Below are 25,731 nucleotides of genomic sequence, written 5' to 3' on the forward strand. Positions count from 1 at the left end.
TGTGGGCCGAGAACTGACCCGGACAGAAAAAGCGGCAATCCGCAGGCTGGTGTCAAAATGGTGTGCCAACTATGACCGGGACTGCGGCTGCCTGCCGCTGGATTGCGAGTGCTATATGTTTGGGAAATGCTGGACGGGGGCTTATTGCCGCTACTTCCGCGAGGCAGTTCTGCCCCTTGATCCGGCGCTGGAGGCTGCGTTGCTGACAGAGGGGCCAAGGCCGGATTTCAAGACTTGCCCGGTATGTGGCAGAGCCGTGGCTCCTGATGGACGGCAAACCTATTGTTCGGCGGCCTGTGCAAAGGCGGCACACCGCAGACAGCAGCGGGAATATATGCGAAAAAAGCGGGGCTGATGTGTTGACAATTAGGACACCCCAAACCCGCCTGTGACAAGGCTTTTTAAGGCCCTTTTCTGCGGGAGGCGTATGTTTCTACGTCCGCCCCTGTTTCCGTGAGATGCTGTCAACATTTTAGCTGCCGGGGCTTTGGGACAATTTGTCCCAAAGTTCCGGCTTTTGTGGAAGGAGGTACTATGCCGAAATATTATCCGATCAACGAAGAAGCCGCAAAGCGGGCAAAAGATATGAACAGCTTTTCCGACTATCAGCTGGGCTCCGCTACGGCGGGCTACCGGGCAATGGTCGATGAAGCGTATGCAGCGGCGGAACGCCAGAAAACCCGTGTCGATCCAATGTACCATGATAAGATTGACGCGCTGGTGGATCGCTATGCCCGGAAACTTGCGGAAAATCTGAATGAACGCAATGTGATTGATGCCCGGGTGCCCTCTATTCTGATCTCCGGGGGCGGTAATTTCCCTGTGGCAAAAAAGCACAAGCAGAACGCCGCCCGGGATCGCAACTATGGAGAGTATGCGGAGATTTCAAAGCTGCTTGATAAAATCCGCTCTGTTGGAATGGGTGGGATCAGCGCGGATGACGATCTGGCCGTGGAAAAGCTGACAAAAAAGCTGGAGGGGCTGGAGTTCCAGCAGGCCACCATGAAGGCGGTCAATGCGTATTTTCGGAAACACAAAACGCTGGACGGCTGCCCGGAGCTTACGCCGGAGCAGGCAGAAAAGCTCAAAGCAGATATGACGCAGTCATGGCACTTGGATAAAAGCAAGCCGTACCCCGCCTATCTGCTTTCCAACAACAACGCCAACATCCGCCGTGTACGCCAGCGCATTGAGGAACTGAGCAGCCGCTCCGAGTTTGCTGGCTGGACATTCCCCGGAGGCGAGGCAAAAATCAACGAGGCTGAAAACCGTTTGCAGCTTATTTTCGAGGAAAAGCCCGATGCCGATCAGCGGCAGGAACTGAAAAGCAACGGCTTTAAGTGGGCTCCCAGCCAAGGGGCATGGCAGCGGCAGCTTAACCAGAACGCTATCCGTGCTGCGGCCCGGATAGACTTTCTGCGGCCCGAGGACGGTACAAGCCCCTATCAGCTCCAGCCGTTTGTGAAAAGAGAAAACAAAGAAATGTCTCGATGATGGGAGGTGTACTATGGACAAAAATCAAGGCTATTCGATTCTGAAGGCTGTTATGCTGGAAAATGGACGTGGATTTGCATTGGGCGAACATCCCACCGCGCCATCCCGCTATGTCACATGGGCCTGCTATGATGACAAGGACGGCCAGCGGCAGTACGAATGGGGTCACTATGGAAATGACCGCACCGCGATGGAACAGGATTTTACAGACCGGGTGCAGGACTATCAGCGTATTTATAACGTGGGGATCAGGCAGACCGAGGCTCCCGGTCTTTACAAGTATTATTCTACCCAGCGGCCTGTGGACATCGGCACATTCCCGAAGCCGCCCTATAACAAGCCGGATGAAATCTTCAATTACGATCAGCGCATCCCGGTGGAAAATGGCTCGTTCTTGGCTTGGGGTTATCTTACCTATACCCGTCCGCTGACGGAAAAGCAGGCATCCGACTATGAGCTGCGTCCTGCGCCTGATAATCCCGACAGGCCCCGTCCGATTGCCGAGCAGATGAAAAATGCGGCAAAGTTGGCGGAGGCAGATCGCGGCTCGGAGGCTCCGGCTCCCCAGCGCAGGCAGCCCGACCGTGGCGATAGATAGGAGGAGCGTATATGGAAAAGAAACATGAACAGAAATTGTCTGTACTGGAGGCGCTGCGCCTGCACCGTGAATTTCATTTGCCGCACCCCATTTCGGCAGACGAACAGGAAAAGCCGCTGGATAAGGTAAAGGAGCCGCCCCGTGCCTGCCGCAGCCGGGAGCGTGAGGAACGATGACAAAGAAGCGCCGCCGTCCGATCCATCTTCATGTGATGGTGTCGGAGGCGGAGCAGGCCCTGATTCAAGAACGTATGGCGGAGGCTGGCATCCGTAACATGGGAGCCTATATGCGGAAAATGGCCCTGAGTGGGTATGTGCTTCATGTTGACCTTTCGCCTGTTCGTGAGCTGGTTTCGCTCCAGCGGCGATGCTCCAACAATCTGAACCAAGTGGCAATTCAAGCCAACACTTACGGCGCAATTTATCCCGAAGAACTTGCGACCTTGCAGCGAGACTATGCCGCCTTATGGGGGCCGCTGTCTGATCTCTTGAAACAGCTCTCCGCGCTGGTAGAGCTCTGACCCATCCGGGGAGTGGTTGATACCGCTCCCCGGCTTTTTCTACTTCGGGACAAAGTGTCCCAAAGTAAAAATACTGTTTGCCGGAAGGAGGGATTTTTACGGCGACCACCTACATCCGCCCTTATAAAACAGCGGCGGGAAAAAGTGCAATTCAAACGATGGAGGATCGTTTCACCTATGGCCTGAACCCGGAAAAGCTGGGAGCCGTATCTTCCTATCTCTGCGATCCGAACACGGCTCCCGCCGAGTTTCTTCTGGTAAAAAGTCAATACCTCGCAGAGACAGGCCGGGCCGTGTCTCGCGGGGCCCTGTTCTTTCAGATCCGGCAGGCGTTCCTGCCCGGGGAGGTTACGGCGGAAGAAGCAAACCGTATCGGCTATGAAACGGCGATGCGCTGGACAAAGGGAAAGTATCAGTTCTTCGTCTGTACGCATACCGACAAGGCCCATATCCACAATCACATTTATTTCAATGCGACGGCCTTTGACCGCTCCCGGAAATTTCATAATTTCATTGGTTCGGCCTTTGCCCTGCGGCGGCTCTCTGACCGCGTGTGCATCGAACATGAACTGTCTGTTATCCAAAATCCGCGCCAGCACAGCAAGGGCTGCTTTCTTCACTATGGCCAGTGGATCGGGGAAAAGCCGCCCTCTGCCAAGCAGAGGGTACGGCTGGCTATTCTCGCCGCTTTGGAGAAAAAGCCCACAGACTTCGCCGACTTTCTTCGGCTCATGGAGGAGTCCGGCTTTGTGGTGAAACAGGGGCGCGGTGGTGTTATCTCATTCCTTGCGCCCGGGCAGGAAAAACCGACCCGGCTCCGGGCTTCCACACTTGGAGTCGGATTTGACCCGGAGGACATCAAGGCGGTAATTGCCGGGGAACGTCCGCTCCCTGAGCTGCCAGAGGAGCTCACGGTTCCGCCACGGCGAGTTGATCTCATCATCGACATTCAAGAGCGTATGGCCCAGGGCAAGGGCCCGGCCTATGAACGATGGGCCAAGGTCTACAACCTAAAACAGATGGCTGCCGCGCTCCAGTATTTGCAGGAGCATCATCTGACAGACTATGCGGCGCTGACGGCCCGCACCGAGGCTGCGGTGGATCACTTTCACAAGCTGTCTGACGAGCTCCGCACAACGGAGGAGGCTCTTTCCAAAACCTCGGAGCTGATGGCTGCCACGGTGGACTATGCCAAGACCCGCCCGGTGTTTGATGGGTACAAGGCTGCGCGGTATAGCAAAAAGTATCTGGCCCAGCATGAAGCAGAGCTTGCCACTTACCGGGCGGCAAAGGATACCATGAACACCATACTGAACGGCGCAAAGCTCCCTAAGATTGAAGCACTAAAAAAATCCCGCCGTGAGCTGGCGGGACAAAAGAAAGAGCTTTATGCAGAATACCGGGAGGCCCAGCGGCAAATGCGGGAGGCCGTGGCAATAAAAGCGAACATTGATCATCTGCTCGGCATAACGGACGAGCGTGAGAATAAGGCACAGGAACGATAGTGACGGGCCGCAGACTACGGTGCAGCGCACCGGGACTTTGGGACAATTTGTCCCGAAGTATAGCGGGTTTGGGGAGCTCCCCAACAAGCATTTTTGCGGGTCCTGCGCCCTGCAAAAATTTCGGAGTGTGGCCACACCCGAATTGCTTGCCAAAACGCGCAACCCGCAACATGGCGCAAAAAAACGGAGGTTACGCTTTCTTTTACGTTTCCTCCGTTTCTTTCGATGCTTTCATCGCTTGGATTGTAGCTTCAACGATTTTCAATTCTCTTTCGTCCAAGGCGTTCAACATGGCATCAATCCGCTTTCTGCACTCGCTCCCGCTATTTTGGGACGGGTAAAAGTATTGATCCACCGATATATCAAACATTGTGACCATCTGATAAAAGGTGTTGAGGCTTGGATGCTGGCCGTCATTTTCGTTATACATAATGGTACGCGGAGCGCGGTCGACAATATAGGCCAGTTGCTCCTGTGTCATGCCGCTGGCTTCTCTTGCACGCTTGATGGCGAGCCCTATATCGTGAAAATCAAAGCGTCTTTCATCTCGTTCTATCTTCATAACATCACCTGATATGATTTTACATTTCATGTGATATTATTTGAACGACTATCTATTTCATACTACTGACTATTTAATTTCACTTTAGCAATTGGCGACCCTACCTTGACTGCCATCAAAATATAAAGTATTATATGCTTAGCCTTGGCTAACCCAGAAAGGAGGGCATCCAATGACAAGCGAATACATGAACAACCTCTATCGGGATCTGCTCTCCAATTCACCGCAGACCGTAACGATCCCGATTCCTTCTGATATGGGAACCGGACAAATTGCGCAGGTGGTGACAAAACAGGGTGCCGTTGTTTCAGACTGGAAGATGAATTATTTTTCTGACATGAATGTGCGCGGGATTAACAGCGAGGACTATATTCAAATGCTGTTCTGCCTGAACGACGGCGTGTCGTGGAATATTGCAGGCAGCAGAGAGGGCGCTTGTCTTGCAAAGGGAGAATCCTGCATTTACCGTGGACACGGGAAAATGGAGTCTCTCTGTTATGCGCAAAACAGCGACTTCTATTTTAAGAACATCAAAATTCCCGTTCCATATTTCAAACGTTTATTACAGGACTACTTCGAGGATGGCGAGATTACCGTCTATGAAAAGAAACTGCTGACCGGAATTTCAAAGGTGAGCATAACGCCCTATATGGAGCATATTTTCGCAGAGTTACAAGACTTTACACATTATCGGGGTGGGCTTGGGTATCTGTTTCTGGAAAGCAAAATCCACGAATTGCTGTCAGTATATTTGAGCGAAGTGTTGGAGCTGCGAATCCTCTCGCCGGAATACTGCTGCATATCAAAAAGTGAACGTGATTGCATCATCGAGGCAAAGAGAATCATTGACAGCGAGCTTGCCTTTGCGCCAAGCTGTGAAGGACTGGCAAGGCAGGTTCAAATCAGCGTCTCTAAATTATCAAGGGGATTCTCCATGATGTACGGCATTTCGGTTCATGCGTATGTTATTGAGCAGCGGTTAGAGCGAGCCGCAGGATTGTTATTGGAGAGCAATATGAACATTGGGCAGATAGCGGTTCTTGTGGGTTATACAAAGCCCAGCAACTTTTCTGCTGCATTTAAGAAAAAGTATGGAGTTATGCCAAAAGATTATCGAGAGGCCAGCCGAATCAAATAGGTGCTTTGCATACCCAAAATAAATACCGATTTTGGGTAGAATGAAATTGCTTTTGGGTTGGATATTGGGCATGAAATTGCTAAAATGCGTGGTGTGGTTAGAACACTCTAACCACACCACATTTTCATTTTCTCAGAGGAGGATACTGGTATGAGTTCCCAGAAAAAAAGTTCCCGGCTTGAGGGAAAAGATTTAATTACTATCGGCATCTACACCGTCATCTATGTCGTGATTGTTATGCTGGTGGCGATGCTTGGCTTTATCCCCATTTTTATTCCGCTGATGGCGGTACTGTGCCCTTTGATTGGCGGCATCCCCTATATGCTGTATGTTACAAAGGCTAAAAAATTCGGGATGACTGCAATCATGGGTTTCCTGATTGGCCTAATCATGGTGTTCTTCGGCAACGGCTATCTTACTATGGTAACTGGTCTCGTTGGCGGCCTGTTGGCCGACGTGATCCTGAAAAAGGCGGACTACAAAAGTGCAAAGAGTACAGTTCTTTCCTGCGGCGTGTTCAGCATCTGGGTGTTTGGCAACTTTGCTCCCATTTTCCTGAACCGTGAAAGCTATATGGTAATGTTGACTGAAGGATACGGCGCTGAATATGCAGCTACCCTTAATACATATATGCCTATGTGGATTGCGCCTATTCTGCTGGTTGCCTGCTTTGTGTTTGGCCTTGTCGGAGGTGTGATTGGGAAAGCTATTTGCAAAAAGCACTTCCAGCGTGCCGGTATTGCATAATGGCGCGGGAAATTCTGCTCAGCAAAAAAACAGAACAAGGGTTACGGCTCGATCCGCGTACAAAACTGTTGCTCATCTTCATCATAAGCATTTTTGTCATGGGTGGAACAGGCGGAGAAGCTATGGGGCTGATCCGCCTTGTTCTTTGTACGGTTCCGGCTATATTGCTGCTTACCTCGAAACAATGTGCAAAAGCTGTGGGCTATATTGCTGTGTTTTCTGCTTTTTATGCTGTTCAAATTTATGTTTTGCCGCACCTTACGGGAATATTGAATTTCCTCGTTCTGTTTACAACAGGATTCTTCTGCCGAATCCTTCCCAGTGTTGCGATTGCTGCCTATGCAGTGAAAACAACAACGGTCAGTGAATTGATTTCCGGCATGGAAAGAATCCATATGCCTAAAGAAGTGACGATCCCCTTAACGGTCATGTTCCGCTTCTTTCCAACTGTCTTTCAGGAGTCAGAAGCAATCAGTGACGCTATGAAAATGCGTGGGATTAAACTTGGAGGGAAAAAATCTTCAAAAATATTGGAGTATAAGCTGATCCCGATGATTACCTGCTCCGTGAAAATCGGTGAGGAACTTTCCGCTGCGGCAATTACCCGTGGCCTCGGCGCTCCTGTCAAACGCACAAACATTTGCCAGCTTAAATTCAATTTTGCCGATGTGGTGCTGATCTTGTTTTGTTGCTTTGTAGTGTTTTGGGCGATTGCTTCCCCGATAATTTCCGCAGGAGGGATTTTGCCATGATAGATTTTCAAAATGTTTCTTTTTCTTATGGTGAAGAATCCAGCGGCGGAGGGATTAGAAATGTCAATCTCACCATAAACACAGGGGAATTTGTTTTACTCACGGGAGAATCCGGCTGTGGGAAAACAACGATTACCCGTTTGGTAAACGGGCTGGTGCCTCATTATTACGAGGGCAATTTAGAGGGTGATGTCCTTCTGGACGGAAAAAGCGTATCAGATACGCCGCTTTATGACTTGGCTGCTATGGTGGGATCTGTATTCCAGAATCCCAAAAGTCAGTTTTTCAACGTGGATACGGATAGTGAATTAGCCTTTGCCTGTGAAAATTTAGGCTATCCTCAGGAGGATATCCTGAAAAGAATTGACCGGACAGTTTCCGATTATCATATTGAAGATTTGATGGGGCGAAGCGTGTTTGCTCTGTCCGGGGGCGAAAAGCAAAAAATAGCCTGTGCTTCATCAAGTGTATTGCTGCCGGGAATTATGGTCCTGGACGAACCATCTTCTAATTTGGATATGGCTGCTATTGATGACCTGCGGCAGGTCCTGAGCCTCTGGAAAAAGCAGGGCAAAACAATTCTGATCGCAGAACACCGCCTTTACTACCTTCACGATCTTGCAGATCGTGTGCTGTATGTAAAAGATGGGGAGATTGAACGGGAATACACGCCTGCTGAATTTGACAGCTTATCGGATGGCACTCGAAAAGAAATGGGGCTGCGGCCGTTTTCTCTCTCGAAGTTGAAGCCTGCGAATCAGTATCAGGCGCATACAGCTAAACAGATGGAATTTCAAAATTTCTGCTTTGCGTATAAAAAGCGGGAACCGGAAAGCCTCCATATTCCGAGTGCAGAACTGCCTGTTGGAGAAACGATTGCCATTATCGGTCTGAATGGCGCTGGAAAATCTACTCTGGCCCGCTGTATTTGCGGACTGGAAAAGAAGTGTGGCCTTTTGCAGGTTGACGGGAAAACCCTTGATTGGAAAGCCCGGCTCAAACATTGCTACATGGTAATGCAGGATACCAGCCATCAGCTATTTACCGAAAGCGTGACGGATGAAGTGCTTCTGAGCATTGACAACGAGGATGAAACTGTTGTGGATAAAATCCTTAAACAGTTTGATCTGCTGGAATATAAAGACAGGCACCCGCTTTCTCTTTCCGGCGGGCAAAAACAGCGGGTAGCGATTGCGTCTGCCATTGTGAGTAACCGGGAGATCATTGTGTTTGACGAACCAACCAGCGGGCTTGATCTCAAACATATGCGGGAAGTTGCGCGGAGTTTGAAGTCACTCGCGGATCAGGGCAAAACGCTTCTTGTTATTACGCATGATCCGGAGTTGGTGATGGCGGGATGTTCGTATGTAGTCCATATGGAAAAAGGGCAAATAAAAGAAAGCTATCCATTGGACGAATCCGGCAGTAAAAAGGTCTTGGATTTTTTCCGAATCCGCCAGTGAATTTTAGAAATTATGAATGTCAGGGCCGCCTTGACTGGACAGAAAGATAATGATAAGAGGCCGCTTTACTTTGGCGGCCTCTTGTTTTTGAAGCACAGACAGTACGGCTCAATATAAGGAGGGCTTATGTTCAAAAAAATCTTTGAGTACGCAGGGCCATATAAGAAAAATATGTATGTGGCCACGGTTGTCGTACTGGTCAGCGTTCTTATGGGCATCCTGCCTTTTGTGCTGGCCTATCAGGTGATCGCGCCGCTGGTCATGGGTGAATCTATTGAAGCATCCTTTATCATTTTGCGCGTGGTTCTTGTCTTGGTGTGTCTGGTGCTGCAAGCCCTTTTCTATGGCTGGGGGCTGAATCTTTCTCACAAAGCCGCTTACGACACGCTGCTCCGTCTGCGGACGGCACTTCAAAAACGGTTTGAAAAGCTGCCCCTTGGTGTCATTCAGGATAAAGGCACCGGCACAGTCAAAAAGCTGTTCGTGGATGATGTAGACAGTCTGGAAGTTTTGCTGGCTCACTCCATGCCGGAGGGAATTGCAAACCTGATGATCCCTATTGCGGTTTATGTGGCAATGTTCTTTGTGGATTGGAAACTGGCGCTTCTGTCGCTGGCATCCATTCCGATCAGTCTGATTGCCATGATGACGATGTATTCCGTTGGCATGAAGAAAATGGGGCCTTACTACATGGCCGGACAAAAGATGAACAATACCATTATTGAGTACATTAACGGTATGGAAGTTGTCAAGGTATTCAATAAGGACGCAGATTCCTACGAGCGGTTCCGCAAAGATGTATCAGATTATCGGGACTATGCTCTGGCGTGGTACAAGGCGGCGTGGCCGTGGATGGCAATTTACAGCAGTCTGCTTCCATGCACCATTATTCTGACTTTGCCTGTTGGCGCATGGTTCGTTCTCTCTGGCTGGTCTACTCTGCCTAATTTGATCTTGGTACTGTGTCTTTCTTTAAGTATTGGTATGCCGCTGCTGAAATCTCTCGGTTTCCTGCCTACCATGCCCCAGCTTAACTATAAAATTTCTGCATTGGAGCAGGTGTTGGATGCGCCGGAGCTCCAGCAGACAGAAGGTGCGTTCCACGGGAAAGATGACACCATTACTTATGACCATGTTTCTTTCGCTTATCAGACCACACAGCCCGGCCCGGATGGAAAGCCTGTTGTAATTGAGGATGAAGTTCTCCATGACATTTCCTTTACGGCAAAAGCTGGACAGAAAACAGCCCTTGTTGGTGAATCTGGCTCCGGCAAGAGTACATTAGCGAAACTGCTGATTCACTATTATGACCCACAGAAAGGCAGTATTTCCATCGGTGGGCAGAAACTATGCGATATGAGTCTTGAAGCACTCAACAGCCGTATCTCCTATGTGGCACAGGATCAATACCTGTTCAATACCTCTCTGCTCGAAAACATTCGGCTTGGTCGGCTGAACGCAACGGATGAAGAAGTGGTGGAGGCCGCAAAGAAAGCTCAGTGTATAGAGTTCCTTGAGAAACTTCCGCAGGGTATTCATTCGATGGCTGGTGATGCAGGAAAAATGCTCTCCGGCGGTCAGCGCCAGCGTATTTCTCTGGCAAGGGCAATCTTAAAGGATGCTCCTATTGTGGTGCTTGACGAGGCAACTGCCTATGCCGATCCTGAAAACGAAGAAAAGATGGAGGCCGCCATTGCAGAGCTTGTAAAAGGTAAGACCCTTGTGGTTATTGCACACAAATTACCAGCCATTATGAACGCAGATCAGATTTGTGTTATGGATCACGGAAAACTGGTTGCAACGGGCAGACATCAAGAGCTGATCCAGTCCTGCCCTAAATATCAAAAGTTGTGGAAAGCGGCACAAGACAGCGCCGAGTGGAAAGTACACACTGCAAAGGAGGGGAAATAAATGTTTGCTTTGTTTTCAAGAATATTGAAACTTTCCGGCCGTTATAAGAGCCGTATTCAGGGCGCATTTGTTTGTGCGTTTCTGGAATCCATTCTGTCCAAAATGCCGATTTTTCTGGCCTTTGTGGTTTTGAGTGGATTTGCAAACAAGACCATTACCGGGCAGACTTGCCTTTATGTGGGACTTGGCCTTGCCGCTATTGTGCTGGTTCAGATGCTCGTCCATTATCTTAGTGACAGCCTGCAAAGTGCAGCGGGATATTTGATGTTCGCTGACAAGCGTATCGAATTGGGCGGCCATCTGCGGAAACTTCCGATGGGATATTTCACTTCCGGCAATATTGGCAAGATCAGTTCTGTCCTCAGTACCGACATGGTGTTCATTGAAGAAGTCGCTATGAGTACGCTGGGAAACATGATGAGCTATCTGCTGTCCTCGCTGGTTTTGCTGGCGTTCATGTTTTATCTGAATTGGCAGCTTGGCTTGATCGCTGCGATAGTTACTATTTTGGCATGGCTGGTATCTAAGGGAATGAACAAAGTTTCCCTACGAGAAGCAGCAGGCCGTCAGGAGCAGAGTGAACGGCTGACCGATGCGGTGCTGTCTTTTGTGGAGGGCATTGGTGTTATTAAGAGCTATAGCCTGCTTGGAGAAAAATCCGAAGAACTGTCCGGCAATTTCAAGCGTTCCAGAAATACATCGCTTGACTTTGAACGAAAAATGACCCCGTGGACAATGGGGCTGAATATCCTTTACGGTATTGGTATTGCGGCAATTTTCGGCCTGTCTATTGTGTTGGAACAGAGCGGTGCGCTTTCTTTGGCTTATGTGTTGAGTGTTCTGCTATTTGTATTTGATCTTTTTGGCCCGTTGAAGGCTCTCTATGGAGAAGCATCCAGACTAACCGTTATGAACGCTGCCCTTGATCGTATTGAAGCGGTATTGGATGAACCGGAACTTTCCGACAACGGCAAGCAGCATATTCCGGCTCAGGCACAGCCGGGACAGCCGGAAGTCCTGTTCAACGATGTTACATTTGCTTATCAGGATAAAGAGGTTCTGCATCATATCAGTTTTGCCATGAAGAAAAATTCTATGACAGCGCTGGTTGGACCGTCCGGTAGCGGTAAGTCCACCATTGCAAACTTGCTGGCGCGACTTTGGGATGTAAAATCCGGCAATGTGACGATAAGGGGCGTGGATATTCGCAATGTACCTCTGTCGGAATTGATGGATCAGATCAGCATGGTATTCCAGCGCGTGTATCTGTTTCAGGACACCATTTACAACAATATCATCATGGGAAAGCCGGATGCCACGGAAGAAGAAGTCTATGAGGCTGCCAGAAAAGCCCGCTGCTATGATTTCATTATGGCTTTGCCCGACGGATTCCAAACGGTGGTTGGTGAGGGCGGTGCAACACTTTCCGGCGGCGAAAAACAGCGTATTTCGATTGCCCGCTGTATTCTGAAAGACGCGCCTATTGTCATTTTGGATGAAGCTACCGCAAGTGTAGATACGGACAATGAAAGCTATATTCAGGAGGCTATTTCCGAATTGGTGAAGGGAAAGACCCTGCTTGTAATCGCTCACCGCCTAAATACCATCCAGAACGCCGATCAGATTTTAGTTATAGACAACGGCCAGATTGCACAGCAAGGAACCCATGAGGAACTTTTGAAACAGCCTGGTATCTATCAGGATTTTGTCAATATCCGAAAGAGTGCGGCTGGCTGGAGTCTTGCTTAATGACGAAAGGAGCTGCCTATGAAACTTCATACTGCCGGAGAGGATTATTTGGAGGCCGTGCTTATACTTCAAAAGAAGCTCGGTATGGTGCGTTCCGTGGATGTTGCTCGGTACATGGAGGTTTCAAAACCCAGCGTTTGTTACGCAGTAGGAACTTTACGAGAGGGCGGCTTTTTGACAACAGACGAAAACCATTATCTACACCTGACCGATCTTGGCCAGGAGGTGGCTGAAAAAATCTACGAGCGCCATTGTTTTTTAACGAAGCAACTTATATCTATAGGCGTTGATCCTGAAACGGCGGAGGCTGATGCCTGCCGGATTGAACATGATATTAGCGCAGAAACCTATGAACGGCTGAAAGAATTAGTCACGAAAGAATAATTAGATAGCGTATGAACCTGCCCCGACTACGGGGAAAGAAAAAAACCGTTGGTTGGGGCAGGTGATTTTGCGCGCCTATTTTAAGTTATTACCCTAACGGCGGTTTTGAGAAATCAGAGCCGCCGTTTCTTTGCGTTTACACAAACCAATGACGACTTGCAGGGACACGGTAGCCGATGGGAGGTTATTTTGCCGTGTCCTTTTCTCTTTTTCGCAGCATCCATGATCTGCACCAGCTAAAAAAAGCGTAGCCCCTCCATTGGAGCAGTCGGGCTTTGAACGTGAAATTAAACAGTACATAACCGATAATATATTTTCGTGCGCTTGTGCGGCCTTGTGTCGCGCAGGCGCATTTTGCTTTCCAGACTTCGAGACAAAGTGTCCCGAGGTGCGGTGCCGTTCTCCGCCGTTACTCCATTTCGTTTCCGACCAACCCCGAACAAACTGAAATGGAGGATTTTACGATGACTACTATCAATTTGAAAGATATTTATTATTGGTACACGCAGGATCAGCTTATCGAAGTTTCTGACGAGGTGGCCGAGGTATTCAAGGCCGATGCCCGCTATGAGATGGCCTATCAGCGGCGGCTCTCCCGGCACAAGGCGCAGTATTCTCTGAACTGCGATGACGGGATTGAGTATTCCGCTTGCCTGCATGAGCCGACCCCGCAGGAGCTCCTTGAACGAATGGAAACCTTTCTTCGTCTGTGGAACGCTCTCAATTCTCTGCCGGAGATTCAGGGCCGCAGAATTGACGCACATATCATTCTTGGCAAGTCGATTAAGGAAATTGCCGAGGCCGAGGGCGTACATGAGGAGTCTATTCGCCAGTCGATCAAGCGTGGCCTTGAACGCATGAAAAAAACTTTTTGATTTTTTCATCTTAACTCACTTGGAATTGATGAAAAAATGTCTCGGTTTATGAGAGGAGGTTTTCTTCCTAACGCAAGGGAATAACGGCAGCCCTGAGTAAGTACAGGGAGCCAGACAGTGGGTGCGCAGTGACATCTCCTAAAAGAGATTGAACGAACAACACCAACACTGTAAATGAGCCCGGTCATCCCAAGTCCATGATCCGGCGCTGAACAGGTTGGCTGCCTGTTCCTCCGGGCTTGTCGCTTTACTTGCGTTGAGAGCGCCGCACAGAAAATAACGATTGTCTTTGGACAGGCCAAGTAAATATGTACGGCGCTCTCTAATATTCAAAAACTATAATAAACCTCGAGACAAAGTGTCCCAAGGTGGAGTAAGGCAACAGGCCAGCATCCCGGTGGTGCTGGCCTGTTGCGTTTCCCCACCAAACAGCGGGGGGCGTTCTATCAATCTGCGAAGGAGGTTTACCGTGAAATTAACTACACAGGAACTTGAACAAATGAGAAGCGTTGACATTGGCGCGGTGGCTGCCGAGTCCCTGCCTGATGTGAGCGGTATGACCTTTGACAATGCGCTTTCCCGAAAGGAGCGCATCTCTCGATTTTTGCAGACTGTCAAAAATCCATACTGCTTTTGCATCGGTGGTGTTGGCGTGAAAATTGAATTTGCTGAAAGCGGGCCATCTCTCCAAGATAAGCTGACGGATTTCCTGCTGCGGCAAAGAAGCGGGCTGTAACTTCGGTTACAGCTCGTTTTGCTTCTTCGAGACAAAGTGTCCCGAAGCGGAGGCATCCTTGTTGTCCTCCCCGGACAGAGTTATAATATAAGTGTAATGTGATAGGGAAGGAGGAACAATGGCACGAGCAAAAAACAGAGGGTATCAGCAGAGTTTCTCTCCCTCTTACACAATCCGCCGCTGGCGGCTGGGCATCTATATCCGGCTTTCAAAGGAAGATTTGAAAAAAGGAAAAGACGATAGCAACAGCGTAAAGAACCAGCGTGACCTACTGAACGATTTTTACCGACGAAACATTGACGAGTTTGAAAGCATCACGGAATATGTGGATGATGGTCATACTGGAACGGACGCCAACCGTGAAGATTTTCAACGGCTCTTGGCGGATGTCATGAGTGGTAAAATCAACTGCGTTATAGTAAAAGACCTGTCCCGCTTCGCACGAAATTATAGCGATGCCGGAAGTTTGATCGATAACCTGTTTGTTCAAATGGGTGTTCGCTTTATCAGCCTTGCTGAGAATGTGGACAGCTACAAGAACCCCGACAGCGTTTCAAATATCATCGTTCCCATTACAAACGTGATGAACGATAATTACTGCTATCAGACTTCCAAAAAGATCCGGCAGGTATTTGACTACAAGCGGCGCAACGGCCAGTATATCGGAGCATTTGCTCCTTACGGCTATGTAAAGCACCCAAAGGACAAGCACAGGCTGATTGTTGATCCCGATGCTGCTGAAAATGTCAAACTCATTTTCACAATGCTTATTCAAGGGTCATCAAAACGTGCTATCGCGCTGTACCTGAACGAACACGGCGTACCGAGCCCCTCGGCTTACAAGGTACAAAAGGGCTTGCCTGTTTCGACAAGAGGGTATGACGATCCTATGTGGGGAGTCCGCATGATCCACTCCATTCTTACCAATCCGACCTACACCGGGGATTTAGCCCAAGGCCGAAGCCGGGTGAAAAGCTACAAGGTACACCAGATTGAAGCTGTTCCACGCGAGGAATGGGTGGAAGTGGCTGGAACGCATGAGGCCATTATCGACTATGAAACTTTCGACAAGGTACAGGCTCTCTTACAGCGTGATACCCGTACTTCCCCGAAAGGCCGTGAGGTACATTTATTCAGCGGCTTTCTGAAATGTGCCGATTGCGGGCGGGCCATTACCCGATGCGTTGGCAAGAACAACAATGTATATTATTCTTGCTCAACCTACAAGAACCGTTCCCGGACAGCCTGCACCATGCACTCAATCAAGCATGAACGGCTGGAGGCTGCTGTTTTGTTCGCTGTACAGCATCAGGTACATTTGGCTGTTTCCTACTCGGAAATCGTCACGCAGATCAATTCCGCTCCAATCAAAAAAAGCCAGTCTTACCGACTGGACGATCTGATAGCTGCAAAAGAGCGGGAACTGACAAAGATAACACGCTACAAGCAATCTCTTTATCAGGACTGGAAAGACGGTGAAATCACCCAGCAGGAATACCGGGATATGAAGGCTGACTATGAACGGCAGACTTCTGATATTTCCGCGGTGCTTACCCGGCTGAACGCTGAACGCGCAGAACTGGCAAACGGTGTGGACAACGAGCATCCTGCACTGGTAGCCTTTATGAAGTATCAGAACATTGAAGCCCTCAACCGTGAAATCTTGGTTGAACTTGTGGACTATATCAAGGTCTATGAAAACGGCAATATCAGCGTGAAATTCAAATTTGCTGACGAGCTCCGCAAGATTGCCGAGTACATTGAAATCAACACTACGGAAGATACCGCAGTAGCGGGCTAACCCCCGCTACAAACCCCTTTGACAGTGTGTTTTCCTAATAGGCGCTAATCATATCACAATGGCGACAAAAACAAAATCGACCGATTGAAAAAGAGTGGCCTTTTGAGCGCGAACCGTGTCTTTTTAGCCAGCGATTATACCCAATATCCAACAAGCGACATTGAGGATATTATTGGGAAAGAACCGTATATTAAACTTGTAAATGCATGCTATGGACTGTCTGCTGATGCAAAAATAAATGGAAAAAACATCAAAGACGGCGATGTTTTACATTCTGTCGAAAATGTTCTATCATCTAACTCAGAGATTCGCTTCGATCATTATAGACCAAGCATGTATATGATTCAAAATCCTGATATCTGGACAGAGAAAGACATCTCTTCTGCTTTGGATAGATTTGAAAAGCTCTGTACTGATATCAATGAAGCACTTTGATAGCATCCCCTGATAGCTTTTTGATAGCAGAAAGTCGGATACCCCATAGGATTGGGATAATAGGCATCAAATTAAGCCAAATGGAATCAAACGGTCTATACAAAAAAGTTTAGAGTGCGTTTCCACTTGGCGAGTGGGAATAAATTCATAGCTTGAAAAAAGCCCGCAATACCATGGCTTAATAGTGACAAGTAGCTATTTTGTCCTGCGATTGGGGCAGAGAACGGTGTGACCGTAAAGGTCACGCCGTTTTTCTGCGTTCAAGGGTAGATTCTGCGAGCGTTGCTTCAATTTCGAGCTTTAACCGTTCCTGCTCCGCTTCATAATCAGCAGTCATCTTCTTGTACTTTTCTTTGCTGATTTCACCGAGGACGTAGTCCTCATAGAGCCGGGACATGACCACATCGAGAGTGGCAAGGGCCTGCTCCATGCGCTTCTGATCTTCCCGGACGTCCTGTTCCTGATCGGTGCGGCGGTAATGCAGCCACTCCTCGGACTTTGGGCAATGCACGCTCTGGGTGCTGGACCGGGACTATAACCTGCTGGGAAAGGCCCCTCAGGAAAAAATCGGTACATGGTCCCCCGAACCGTATGCCATCACGGCAGACAGCATCTATTTCCGGCTCAACGGAAAGATCACCCACTATATTGACACCAGCAATCTGTCCAATTTGGAGCTCCTTCCGATGCCGGATACCAGCAACGCCAGAGTCCACGGCTAACTCACAGTTGACACCGGATAAATCCATCTGCTATAATGGGTTTATCCGATATCGCCCGCCGCAGAAAGGAGATCTTCTTATGAAACGACGCCTTCTCCTCCCCTTAATGCTTCTGGCCCTCGCCCTCTCCCTCACCGCCTGCGCCGCAAAACCCGCCGCCCCCACCGCCGCAGACTTTGAAGTCCAGCCAGGGGAATACCGGTATCAGGACAGAGACGGATTTTTCGTGGAGACGGAGAAAGGCAACTACTACATGAACCCATCGGGAGACGGATTGATCCACTTTGCCGAGCCCGGCAGCCACGAATTCCACGTCCTGTGCAATAAGCCCAACTGCGGCCACGCCAGCGCAGACTGCAATGCGTTTTTGGAGGTGGCCTTCGGATATTACAACGGCCATCTTTACGGTGTCACGCTTCAGGATCAGTTTGAGCTGATCCAGATGGACATGGACGGCACCAACCACCGGGTCATCACCCAACTGCCCAAGCAGTATGATCTCAGCGGCGGTTCCAGCGGCGGCGGCAGCTACTTCTTCGACAACGGCTATCTCATTTATCTGGCTATGCCCATCTCCTCGGGCGATCCCGATTATGCCATGGCCGTTTATAAGATTCAGCTGGAGACCGGGGAAATCACCCGGCTATTTCAGGAGGACATTCCGGTGCATACGGATTGGCCGTCTGCCGGGGTGTCTATCAGCAACGGATACCTGTATTTCCCGATGTTCAACGGCGAGACTGGCAGTGTTACCCATGCGGAAGGCAATTTGGAAACCGGGCGCATCGAGCATATTTTTGAAGATTGGAACCAATCGAACAGTCCGATGGTGAACTTTGACAATGTACTACACTACCACCGCGTCGGTGTGGGCCTGTGCGAATATGACAAGGCCACCGGCACGGAGACGGTAAAGGTCCCCACAGATTGCAGCCTGGCCCTGCCGCAGTACACCAAGGATTATATCATCGTTCGCACATCGGACGATGACGCGGATACACACCGCACCATCTACGCATATGACCGGAATTATCATCTGTTGGGGCAGATGGAGCTGGAGCCCTACGGAGTCAAGTTTCCGTCACTTCAGTATGTTACTGCAAATGCCATCTACTTCACCTCAGGCGGCAAGCTGATTTCCTACATCGACCCCCATCACCTGGACCGTCTGGAGCTGATCCAGCTGATGGACCCCACGGCAAGGAGCCACGGATAATTCCGGGCCGTGCGCATACAGGCATTTCTCGCGGACAGAAGCCGCCCCCACGCCATAAGGAGGGATGCCATGGTCCACCGCCTGTATCCACAAACACACCGTGAAAAGACTGGAGGTCAAACATGAAAATCAAACGAATTCTCAGCGCGACCCTCGCAGCCGCCATGCTCCTGTGCTGCTGCGCCCTCACCGCCTGCGCCTCCAAACCCGCCGCACCCACTTCCGCAGACTTTGAGGTCCAGCCGGGAGCATACCGGTATCAGGACATGGGCGATTTTTTTGTGGAGACGGAGCAGGGGCAGTATTACCTGGGCTGGGATCAAATCATCCGCTTCGCCGAGCCGGGCAGCCGAGCCTTCTACCCCCTGTGCAATAAGCCCAACTGCGGACATGGCGGCGATAACTGCAATGCATACACCGACTATGGATTGGGATACTGGAACGGGCATCTTTACACCACCACCTACGGAGACAACGGTCCGGTAGTACAGCGCATGGATATGGACGGCGCCAACCGTCGGGAGGTGGGGCAGCTGCCGGTTCTGACGGCTGTGGATGGTGCGCGGCACGGCAGCGGCGAATTGCTGTTCCACAACGGCTCTCTGTTTTATATGTACGACGCCATCGAAACGGACCCGGAATGGTCCATGTCCATTTACCAGTTTGACCTGGAAACCGGAAAGGGCCGGTGGCTGTTTCAGGAGGATATCCCGCTGTTCACTTATTCCTACGGAAGCTCATATGTGAATATTTGCGGGGATGACTTCTTCTTTAAGATAGCCAACGGGGTCACCGGTGAATGTTCCTATGCCCTGGGGAGCTTGAAAACAGGCCGGGTGGAAGCAACCCTTCCCGACTGGAGCGATCGCAACAGTGGGGCAATGGAGCAGGACGGCGTTCTGTATTATTTCAAGGCGGATGCCGGCCTGTGTGAATACGACAGGGTCACAGGTGTGGAAACGGTCCGCTTCCCTATGGATACATACACAGCATTCCCCTGCTATACCCGGAACTATATTCTGGTGCGGTCTACGGATACCGAGGACTTTGAGCAATGCACGCTTTGGGTGCTGGACCGGGACTATAACCTGCTGGGAAAGGCCCCGCAGGAAAAGATCGGCAGATGGTTCCCCCAGCCGTATGCCATCACGGCAAACAGCATCTACTTCTGGCTCAACGGAAAGATTACCCACTATATTGACACCAGCGATCTGTCCAATTTGGAGCTTCTTCCGATGCCGGACACCAGCAATGCCAGAGCCCACGGCTAACTCACAGTTGACACCGGATAAATCCTTCTGCTATAATGGGTTTATCCGATATCACCCACCGCAGAAAGGAGATCTTCTTATGAAACGACGCCTTCTCCTCCCCTTGATGCTTCTCGCCCTCACCGCCTGCGCCTCCAAGCCCGCCGCCCCCACCGCCGCAGACTTTGAGGTCCAGCCAGGGGAATACCGGTATCAGGACAGCGATATTTTCTTCGTGGAAACAGAGAAGGGCAACTACTACATGAACCCGTCGGGAGACAGATTGATCCACTTTGCCGAGCCCGGCAGCCACGAATTCCACGTCCTGTGCAATAAGCCCAACTGCGGCCACGCCAGCGCAGACTGCAATGCGTTTTTAGAGGTTGCCTTCGGATATTACAACGGCCATCTTTACGGCGTTACGCTTCAGGATCACTTTGAGCTGATCCAGATGGACATGGACGGCACCAATCACCGGGTCATCACCCAACTGCCCGAGCAGAAGGACCTCAGCGGTAATTTCAACGGCGGCGGCAGCTACTTCTTTGACAACGGCTATCTCATCTTCCTGGCATTCCCCTCCACATCGAACCCGGACTATGCGCTGCCGGTCTACAAGATCCAGCTGGAGACCGGGGAAACCACGCAGCTGTTTCAGGAGGATATCCCGCTCCACACGGACTGGCCAGCAGAAGGGGTATCCATCAGCAATGGGTACCTCTACTTTCCCCTGCCCCAGACATCCGAGGGCAAGCGCCCATATGCGGAAGGGAACCTGGAGACCGGGCGTATCGAGCGGGTATTTGAGGACTGGAAGCGGGAAAACAGTTTTATCGTAAACTTTGACAATGTGCTGTACTATCACCGCGCCGGAGTCGGCCTGTGTGAATACGACAAGGCCACCGGCAAGGAGACAGTGAAGGTTCCCATGGATGTATATTACGCTGATGTGTCCTACACCAAGGATTATATTTTCCTTCGGACGCGGGATTCTGCCGATTTCAATCATCAGTGCGTCCTGCTGGCATACGACAGAGACTATAATCTTCTGGGAAAGCTGGAACTGGAGAAGATCGGTTTGCGGTTCCCCTTCCTGGAATACACCACCGCCAACGCCATTTACCTCTCCGCCGACGGCGGGACCATCACCCACTACATCGACACCAGCGATCTATCCAACTTGGAGCTCCTTCCGATGCCGGACACCAGCAATGCCAGAGCCCACAGCTAACTCACAGTTGACACCGGATAAATCCATCTGCTATAATGGGTTTATCCGATATCGCCCCACGCTATAAGGAGGGATGCCATGGTTCACCGCCTGTACCCACAAACACACCGTGAAAAGACTGGAGGTCAAACATGAAAATCAAACGAATTCTCAGCGCGACCCTCGCAGCCGCCATGCTCATGTGCTGCTGCATCCTCACCGCATTTGCCGAAAGCGAGACCTACATCGGCTACTACAACGGCTACAGCTACACCTGCACTGCTGTTTGCCGTACTGACACTTGCAAAGCCAATATGGCTACCGAGAGCAGTGAGGCAATGTCGATTATTGGCATAGTTGCCTATACAAACAAGTACGGCCATAGTGTAACCGGAAAAATCAGTTGTAACGGAGCAAAAAGAATTGTTACCAGTGATATAACAAATGTTAGGTCTTTTGAATCTTTGAATGCAACATTTAAGGTTGGTTCACATGTCTTGCAGACAATTTTTGTCTCCTCAAAGCACGGTGACAATCAGTGAAATTTTCAAAGATAACGCATCTTCTTGTTCTGTTGTTGACAATAGTGATTCTCACTCTTACAGCATGCGAGAAACAACCGTCCACACTTGTTAACAACTTCGAGGTCCAACCAGGGGAATACCGGTATCAGGACATAGACGTCTTTTTCATAGAGACTGAAAAAGGGAATTACTGTATGAATCCCCTGCGGGATTACCTGATCCGCTTTGCTGAGCCGGGCAGTCATGATTTCCACATCCTATGCAATAAGCCTGAATGCAAGCATGAGGACACCAATTGCAATGCGTACATGGACATTGCTCTTGGGTACTACAACGGTCACTTGTATGGGGTACAGGATAATAATCAGGAGTTCACCCTGATTCAAATGGACATGGATGCCACCAATCACCGGGAGATTGTTGACCTGCCCAAGCAGTTTGAGCCCAATGGGACCAATCATTTAGGCGGCAGTTACTTCTTTGATAACGGCTTCTTGATCTACGTGGCCATGCCGCCGCAGGCCGACCCGGACTATGCGCTGCCGGTTTACAAGATCCAGCTGGAAACCGGAGCGACCACCCGGCTGTTTCAGGAGGATATCCCGCTTCACACAGAGTGGCCATCGGAGGATGTGTCTGTCAGCAACGGGTACCTCTACTTTCCCCTGCCCCAGGCAAACGCCGAAAAGCGCGCCTATGCAGAGGGCAATCTGGAAACTGGGCGCATCGAGCGGGTATTTGAGGACTGGGATGAGATGAGCAGTCAGATCGTGAATCTGGATGGAGTGCTGCACTATTTTCGCGCCGGTGTAGGACTCTGTGAATACGACAAAGCCACCAATCAGGAGTCTGTAAAATTTCCCATGGATGTCTACTGCGCAGAGGTAAGCTACACCAAGGACTATATCTTCATGCGCACCTCGGACTCCAAGGAATTCACGCAGCGCACCCTTTGGGCCCTGGACCGGGATTACCAGCTTCTGGGGAAGGTTGAGCAAGAACGGATAGGGCTATACTTCCCCTTCCTGGAATATACCACCGCCAATGCCATTTACCTCTCCGCCGACGGCGGGACCATCACCCACTACATCGACCCCCATCACCTGGACCGTCTGGAGCTGATCCAGCTGGTGGACCCCACGGCAAGGAGCCACGGATAATATGGAACTGACCATTCACGCCCTGTCCCATTCCTACGGGGACAAGAAAGCCCTGACAGGCTTTACCCACACCTTTGCCCCCGGCATCACAGCCCTGCTGGGCCCCAACGGCGCGGGGAAAAGCACCCTCATCCACCTGATCTGCGACCTGCTGCCCCGCCAGACGGGGACCATCGCCTTCGACGGGACGGATATTCTGTCCATGGGACCGGCGTTCCGGCAGGTGCTGGGCTTCATGCCCCAGAGCCAGGGGATGTACGACGACATGACCGCCTGGGAATTTCTGCTGTACATGGCCCAGTTGAAGGGGCTGAGGCCCCGGGCCGCCCGGGAGCAGCTTCGGGAGCTGCTGCAGGTGGTGAATCTGTGGGACGCGGCCCACCGCCGGGTCGGCGGCTTTTCCGGCGGTATGCGCCAGCGGGTGATGCTGGCCCAGGCCCTGCTGGGCGCGCCCAAGGTCCTGCTGCTGGATGAACCCACCGCCGGGCTGGACCCGGAGGAGCGGGTGCGCCTGCGGGAATATATCCGGCAGCTGGGCCGGGACAAAATCGTCCTTATCACCACCCACATCACCGGCGACGTGGAATCCATCGCCAGTGAAATTTTACTGCTGCACCATGGCGTCCTGCTGGCAGACGCCCCGGTGGAGGAATTTATCCGCGGCTGCGGCGCGGCCAACCTGGAGGACGCCTATATCCGGCGGCTGCACCCCCATGCGTGAGTGCAGGCGTGTTTTCTCCCGCAGGAGTCTGCTATGGCTGCTGGTGCTGATGGCGGCGGTGGTGTTTTTCCATCGGGTGGACCATCACAACGCCCCCGGCTTTGCCGCCGCCTATCGGCAGACCGCAGCTCAGCTGGCAGCCAGCCCGGACCCGTCCGCCGCCCTGTCCCAGATGGAGGCGGAGAGCCGCCGCTATATGACGGCCCTGCTCTGGCGCAGCACGGATGACCCGGACCTGCTGGAGCTATACCGGGACCAGGCCCGGCAAGTGCTGGGCGACGATTATGAGACAGCGGCCATGGCATATGATCTCAGTGACCAGGCCCAGGTGGAATTTACCGCCCGGCAGCAGGCCCAGCAGACCCTCCGGCAGCAGCTGGACTACCTGGCGTCGTATCCCGGATATCTGGATACCATCCACGAAAACGCCGCCAATATGCCCACCCTGTCCATTTTCATGGACAGCAGCGCCGGAAAATTCCATGCGGAAAACGTGAAGAAAACGGACCGGGACTTTCCCCGCAGCGCCGATGTGTCCCTGACCCTGACGGAGACTGCCGGACTGGAGAATTTCTTGCAGGACAGTGTGGTGTCCGTGTGCATTCTGCTGTGGATGCTGGTAACGGTACTGCGGCTGACGGAGGAGCGCCGCAGCAGTCTGCGATACCTAGTGTTTGGCAGCCCCCGAGGCCGGACATGGCTGGCCCTGCGCCGGGTGGGGATCCTGGGCCTTTCCGCCGCATTGGGCACAGCCCTTCTGATGCTGACGGGCCTTGTCACCGACAGTCTGCTGTACGGCGGGCTGGGTGACCTGTCCGCCGCCGCCCAGTCCAGCGAGATTTTTCAGAATTTCCCGTACCCGCTGACGCTCCGTCAGGTGCTTTGGGCGTATTACCTGCTAAAAACTCTTGGTATGTGGCTGATGGGACTGCTGCTGTGGCTGATTCTTCAGCTGATTCACCATTTGCAGACGGCCATGGTGGCCGCCGCCGCATTTCTGGCGGTGGAATACAGTCTGTTCGCCTTTGTGCCGGACAGCTATGCCATCGTGGCCCTTCGGTATATCAACGTGTTTTCCTTCGTCGGTATGGAAAAAACGTTTCTGCACTATCTGAATATCAACCTGCTGGGTCGGGCGGTAAACGGAGCCATGCTGTGTACCGCCCTGCTTCCGGCGCTGTTGGTGCTGGCTGCGGCAGGAGCCGTGGTCTATGCCGGACATCACCGGCCCATAGCCGGAGCTAACCTGTTCCAGCGTCTGGCGGCCCGGCTGCGTCCCGTGTTTTCCCGGGCCTCCGGCCGGCTGACCCTGACGGGGTTCGAGTTCAAGAAAATCCTATGGTATCATAAGGGACTGCTGGTGCTGCTGGTCTTTGCTCTTTGGTGCTTCCGGGCAGCCGCAGCTCCTACGGCGGACGTGTCCCTGTACGACACAGATACCGCCGCCTTCCAGAATGAGTTCCAGGGCCCTGCCACGGAGGACACCCTCCGGGCCATCCGGGCCCGCATAGCGGAGGTGGAAGGCTGGCCGGAGTCCGAGATCCGATCCACCCAGCTGGCGGCCCTGTCCGCCGTGGAGGCCGAGGCCCTGGAAAAGCAGGATACCGGCCTGTGGGTGCTGAATCCTGCGCCCATGTTTACCCTGTGCGGCGGCGATGTGGGCGGCAGTCAGCGCATTCCGTCCATGGCGGCACTGCTGACAGTGGCGCTGCTGACGGCAGGCACCTTCGCCGGAGAGCGGCAGCAGCGAATGCTGCCGCTGCTGCAGACCACGCCCCGGGGCCGCCGCCGGGAGCCTCGCTGCAAGCTGGCCCTGTCTGCCCTGCTGGCGGCGGCGGTATGGTTGACTCTGACCCTGCGGCAGGTGTACCAGGTTTCGTCGTATTACGGCGGCCTGACGGCCCTGTCCGCCCCGCTGCGCAGTGTGACCTATTTTGCAGACCTGGCCGCAGACTGCACTGTGGGCCAGTGGCTGGCCGGATGCCTGTTGCTGCGGCTGCTGGTGCTGCTGGCTGCCGCCATGACCGGGTGCCTGCTGTCGAGCCTGTGCCGGACGGTGAACGCTGCCGTGGTGGTATGCTGCGCCGGCCTGGTGGGCCCGGCGGCCCTGGAGCTGGTGGGAGTGCGCGCGGCAGGCATCCTGTCCCTGGCCCGCCTGTGGACGCCTGTTACCTGCTCCTTGTTCGTCTATTTCATTCCCCTGGCTCTGCTGGTAGTCTGCCCCCTTCTGTGCGTGCGGCGCAGGCCCAGGGTCTGAT

At 51.8% G+C, this 25,731-nt stretch carries 27 protein-coding genes; 25 read left to right on the forward strand and 2 right to left on the reverse strand.

The window, feature by feature from the left end:
- Position 1 precedes the first annotated feature (1 nt).
- The 6 genes from LKD37_RS02440 (at position 2) to LKD37_RS02465 (ending at position 4,117) form a co-directional block, all read left to right on the forward strand.
- A complete protein-coding gene (locus tag LKD37_RS02440) occupies positions 2 to 355 on the forward strand; it encodes a cysteine-rich VLP domain-containing protein (protein WP_119246113.1) in 354 nt (117 codons plus the stop codon).
- 179 nt (positions 356 to 534) lie between these two features.
- On the forward strand, positions 535 to 1,494 hold the full coding sequence (locus tag LKD37_RS02445) for a DUF8626 domain-containing protein (RefSeq protein ID WP_119246114.1): 960 nt from the start codon (positions 535 to 537) through the stop codon (positions 1,492 to 1,494).
- A gap of 13 nt (positions 1,495 to 1,507) precedes the next feature.
- Positions 1,508 to 2,092: a defense against restriction DarA-related protein gene (locus LKD37_RS02450; RefSeq protein WP_119246115.1), complete on the forward strand. Its 585-nt coding sequence runs from the start codon at positions 1,508 to 1,510 to the stop codon at positions 2,090 to 2,092.
- Between the two features lie 11 nt (positions 2,093 to 2,103).
- Entirely contained in the window at positions 2,104 to 2,268 is a 165-nt protein-coding gene (locus LKD37_RS02455; protein WP_182437657.1) for a hypothetical protein, read from the forward strand.
- Entirely contained in the window at positions 2,265 to 2,612 is a 348-nt protein-coding gene (locus tag LKD37_RS02460) for a plasmid mobilization protein (RefSeq protein WP_119246116.1), read from the forward strand. The genes LKD37_RS02455 and LKD37_RS02460 overlap by 4 nt, the downstream gene beginning before the upstream one ends.
- Before the next feature lie 158 nt (positions 2,613 to 2,770).
- Positions 2,771 to 4,117, forward strand: coding sequence for a relaxase/mobilization nuclease domain-containing protein (locus LKD37_RS02465; protein WP_182437658.1), 1,347 nt, complete (start codon positions 2,771 to 2,773; stop codon positions 4,115 to 4,117).
- A 202-nt stretch (positions 4,118 to 4,319) separates the two neighbouring features.
- On the opposite strand, the gene LKD37_RS02470 is transcribed toward LKD37_RS02465, so the two are convergent.
- Positions 4,320 to 4,679 carry a helix-turn-helix domain-containing protein gene (locus tag LKD37_RS02470; RefSeq protein ID WP_014080204.1) on the reverse strand — a complete coding sequence of 120 codons (360 nt, stop codon included), beginning with the start codon at positions 4,677 to 4,679 and terminating at the stop codon, positions 4,320 to 4,322.
- A gap of 172 nt (positions 4,680 to 4,851) precedes the next feature.
- On the opposite strand from LKD37_RS02470, the gene LKD37_RS02475 reads away from it, so the two are divergent.
- The 11 genes from LKD37_RS02475 to LKD37_RS02525 all read left to right on the forward strand — a co-directional run bounded on the left by LKD37_RS02475 (position 4,852) and on the right by LKD37_RS02525 (position 16,670).
- The gene (locus tag LKD37_RS02475; RefSeq protein ID WP_055270723.1) at positions 4,852 to 5,817 is read left to right on the forward strand and encodes a helix-turn-helix domain-containing protein; all 966 of its coding nucleotides are present in this window, start codon (positions 4,852 to 4,854) and stop codon (positions 5,815 to 5,817) included.
- A 150-nt stretch (positions 5,818 to 5,967) separates the two neighbouring features.
- Positions 5,968 to 6,564, forward strand: a complete 597-nt coding sequence (locus LKD37_RS02480) for an MptD family putative ECF transporter S component (RefSeq protein WP_005601664.1) — start codon at positions 5,968 to 5,970, stop codon at positions 6,562 to 6,564.
- Entirely contained in the window at positions 6,564 to 7,316 is a 753-nt protein-coding gene (locus LKD37_RS02485; RefSeq protein ID WP_006428309.1) for an energy-coupling factor transporter transmembrane component T, read from the forward strand. The genes LKD37_RS02480 and LKD37_RS02485 overlap by 1 nt, the downstream gene beginning before the upstream one ends.
- Positions 7,313 to 8,779, forward strand: coding sequence for an ABC transporter ATP-binding protein (locus tag LKD37_RS02490; protein ID WP_055270719.1), 1,467 nt, complete (start codon positions 7,313 to 7,315; stop codon positions 8,777 to 8,779). The genes LKD37_RS02485 and LKD37_RS02490 overlap by 4 nt, the downstream gene beginning before the upstream one ends.
- A gap of 126 nt (positions 8,780 to 8,905) precedes the next feature.
- Positions 8,906 to 10,690 carry an ABC transporter ATP-binding protein gene (locus LKD37_RS02495; protein WP_302927773.1) on the forward strand — a complete coding sequence of 595 codons (1,785 nt, stop codon included), beginning with the start codon at positions 8,906 to 8,908 and terminating at the stop codon, positions 10,688 to 10,690.
- The gene (locus tag LKD37_RS02500) at positions 10,691 to 12,439 is read left to right on the forward strand and encodes an ABC transporter ATP-binding protein (RefSeq protein WP_156703867.1); all 1,749 of its coding nucleotides are present in this window, start codon (positions 10,691 to 10,693) and stop codon (positions 12,437 to 12,439) included.
- An 18-nt stretch (positions 12,440 to 12,457) separates the two neighbouring features.
- Positions 12,458 to 12,823 (forward strand): metal-dependent transcriptional regulator, encoded by a 366-nt coding sequence (locus LKD37_RS02505; RefSeq protein WP_156703868.1) that lies wholly within the window; start codon positions 12,458 to 12,460, stop codon positions 12,821 to 12,823.
- Between the two features lie 464 nt (positions 12,824 to 13,287).
- Complete coding sequence (locus LKD37_RS02510; protein ID WP_195254572.1) at positions 13,288 to 13,698, forward strand: sigma-70 family RNA polymerase sigma factor; 411 nt, start codon at positions 13,288 to 13,290, stop codon at positions 13,696 to 13,698.
- Positions 13,699 to 14,167: 469 nt separating this feature from the next.
- Complete coding sequence (locus LKD37_RS02515) at positions 14,168 to 14,434, forward strand: DUF6870 family protein (protein ID WP_007884026.1); 267 nt, start codon at positions 14,168 to 14,170, stop codon at positions 14,432 to 14,434.
- A 118-nt stretch (positions 14,435 to 14,552) separates the two neighbouring features.
- Positions 14,553 to 16,235 carry a recombinase family protein gene (locus LKD37_RS02520; RefSeq protein ID WP_014080196.1) on the forward strand — a complete coding sequence of 561 codons (1,683 nt, stop codon included), beginning with the start codon at positions 14,553 to 14,555 and terminating at the stop codon, positions 16,233 to 16,235.
- Between the two features lie 84 nt (positions 16,236 to 16,319).
- The gene (locus LKD37_RS02525; RefSeq protein ID WP_302927774.1) at positions 16,320 to 16,670 is read left to right on the forward strand and encodes a hypothetical protein; all 351 of its coding nucleotides are present in this window, start codon (positions 16,320 to 16,322) and stop codon (positions 16,668 to 16,670) included.
- Positions 16,671 to 16,911: 241 nt separating this feature from the next.
- Here LKD37_RS02525 and LKD37_RS02530 read toward each other — a convergent pair whose 3' ends face one another.
- On the reverse strand, positions 16,912 to 17,181 hold the full coding sequence (locus LKD37_RS02530; RefSeq protein ID WP_302927775.1) for a hypothetical protein: 270 nt from the start codon (positions 17,179 to 17,181) through the stop codon (positions 16,912 to 16,914).
- A gap of 7 nt (positions 17,182 to 17,188) precedes the next feature.
- Between LKD37_RS02530 and LKD37_RS02535 the strand changes: the two genes are divergently transcribed.
- From LKD37_RS02535 to LKD37_RS02570, 8 genes are all read left to right on the forward strand, one after another.
- Positions 17,189 to 17,392 (forward strand): hypothetical protein, encoded by a 204-nt coding sequence (locus LKD37_RS02535; RefSeq protein WP_302927776.1) that lies wholly within the window; start codon positions 17,189 to 17,191, stop codon positions 17,390 to 17,392.
- A 79-nt stretch (positions 17,393 to 17,471) separates the two neighbouring features.
- Positions 17,472 to 18,608: a hypothetical protein gene (locus LKD37_RS02540; protein WP_302927777.1), complete on the forward strand. Its 1,137-nt coding sequence runs from the start codon at positions 17,472 to 17,474 to the stop codon at positions 18,606 to 18,608.
- 122 nt (positions 18,609 to 18,730) lie between these two features.
- The gene (locus LKD37_RS02545) at positions 18,731 to 19,879 is read left to right on the forward strand and encodes a hypothetical protein (RefSeq protein WP_302927778.1); all 1,149 of its coding nucleotides are present in this window, start codon (positions 18,731 to 18,733) and stop codon (positions 19,877 to 19,879) included.
- 79 nt (positions 19,880 to 19,958) lie between these two features.
- Positions 19,959 to 21,089: a hypothetical protein gene (locus LKD37_RS02550; protein WP_302927779.1), complete on the forward strand. Its 1,131-nt coding sequence runs from the start codon at positions 19,959 to 19,961 to the stop codon at positions 21,087 to 21,089.
- A 131-nt stretch (positions 21,090 to 21,220) separates the two neighbouring features.
- Positions 21,221 to 21,610, forward strand: a complete 390-nt coding sequence (locus LKD37_RS02555; protein ID WP_302927780.1) for a hypothetical protein — start codon at positions 21,221 to 21,223, stop codon at positions 21,608 to 21,610.
- A 176-nt stretch (positions 21,611 to 21,786) separates the two neighbouring features.
- On the forward strand, positions 21,787 to 22,752 hold the full coding sequence (locus tag LKD37_RS02560) for a hypothetical protein (RefSeq protein WP_302927781.1): 966 nt from the start codon (positions 21,787 to 21,789) through the stop codon (positions 22,750 to 22,752).
- A 1-nt stretch (position 22,753) separates the two neighbouring features.
- Positions 22,754 to 23,473: an ABC transporter ATP-binding protein gene (locus LKD37_RS02565; protein ID WP_302927782.1), complete on the forward strand. Its 720-nt coding sequence runs from the start codon at positions 22,754 to 22,756 to the stop codon at positions 23,471 to 23,473.
- Entirely contained in the window at positions 23,466 to 25,730 is a 2,265-nt protein-coding gene (locus LKD37_RS02570; protein ID WP_302927783.1) for a hypothetical protein, read from the forward strand. The genes LKD37_RS02565 and LKD37_RS02570 overlap by 8 nt, the downstream gene beginning before the upstream one ends.
- The last annotated feature ends 1 nt before the right edge of the window (position 25,731 follow it).

Source organism: Brotocaccenecus cirricatena (assembly GCF_020687045.1).
Lineage (GTDB): Bacteria > Bacillota > Clostridia > Oscillospirales > Oscillospiraceae > Vescimonas > Vescimonas cirricatena.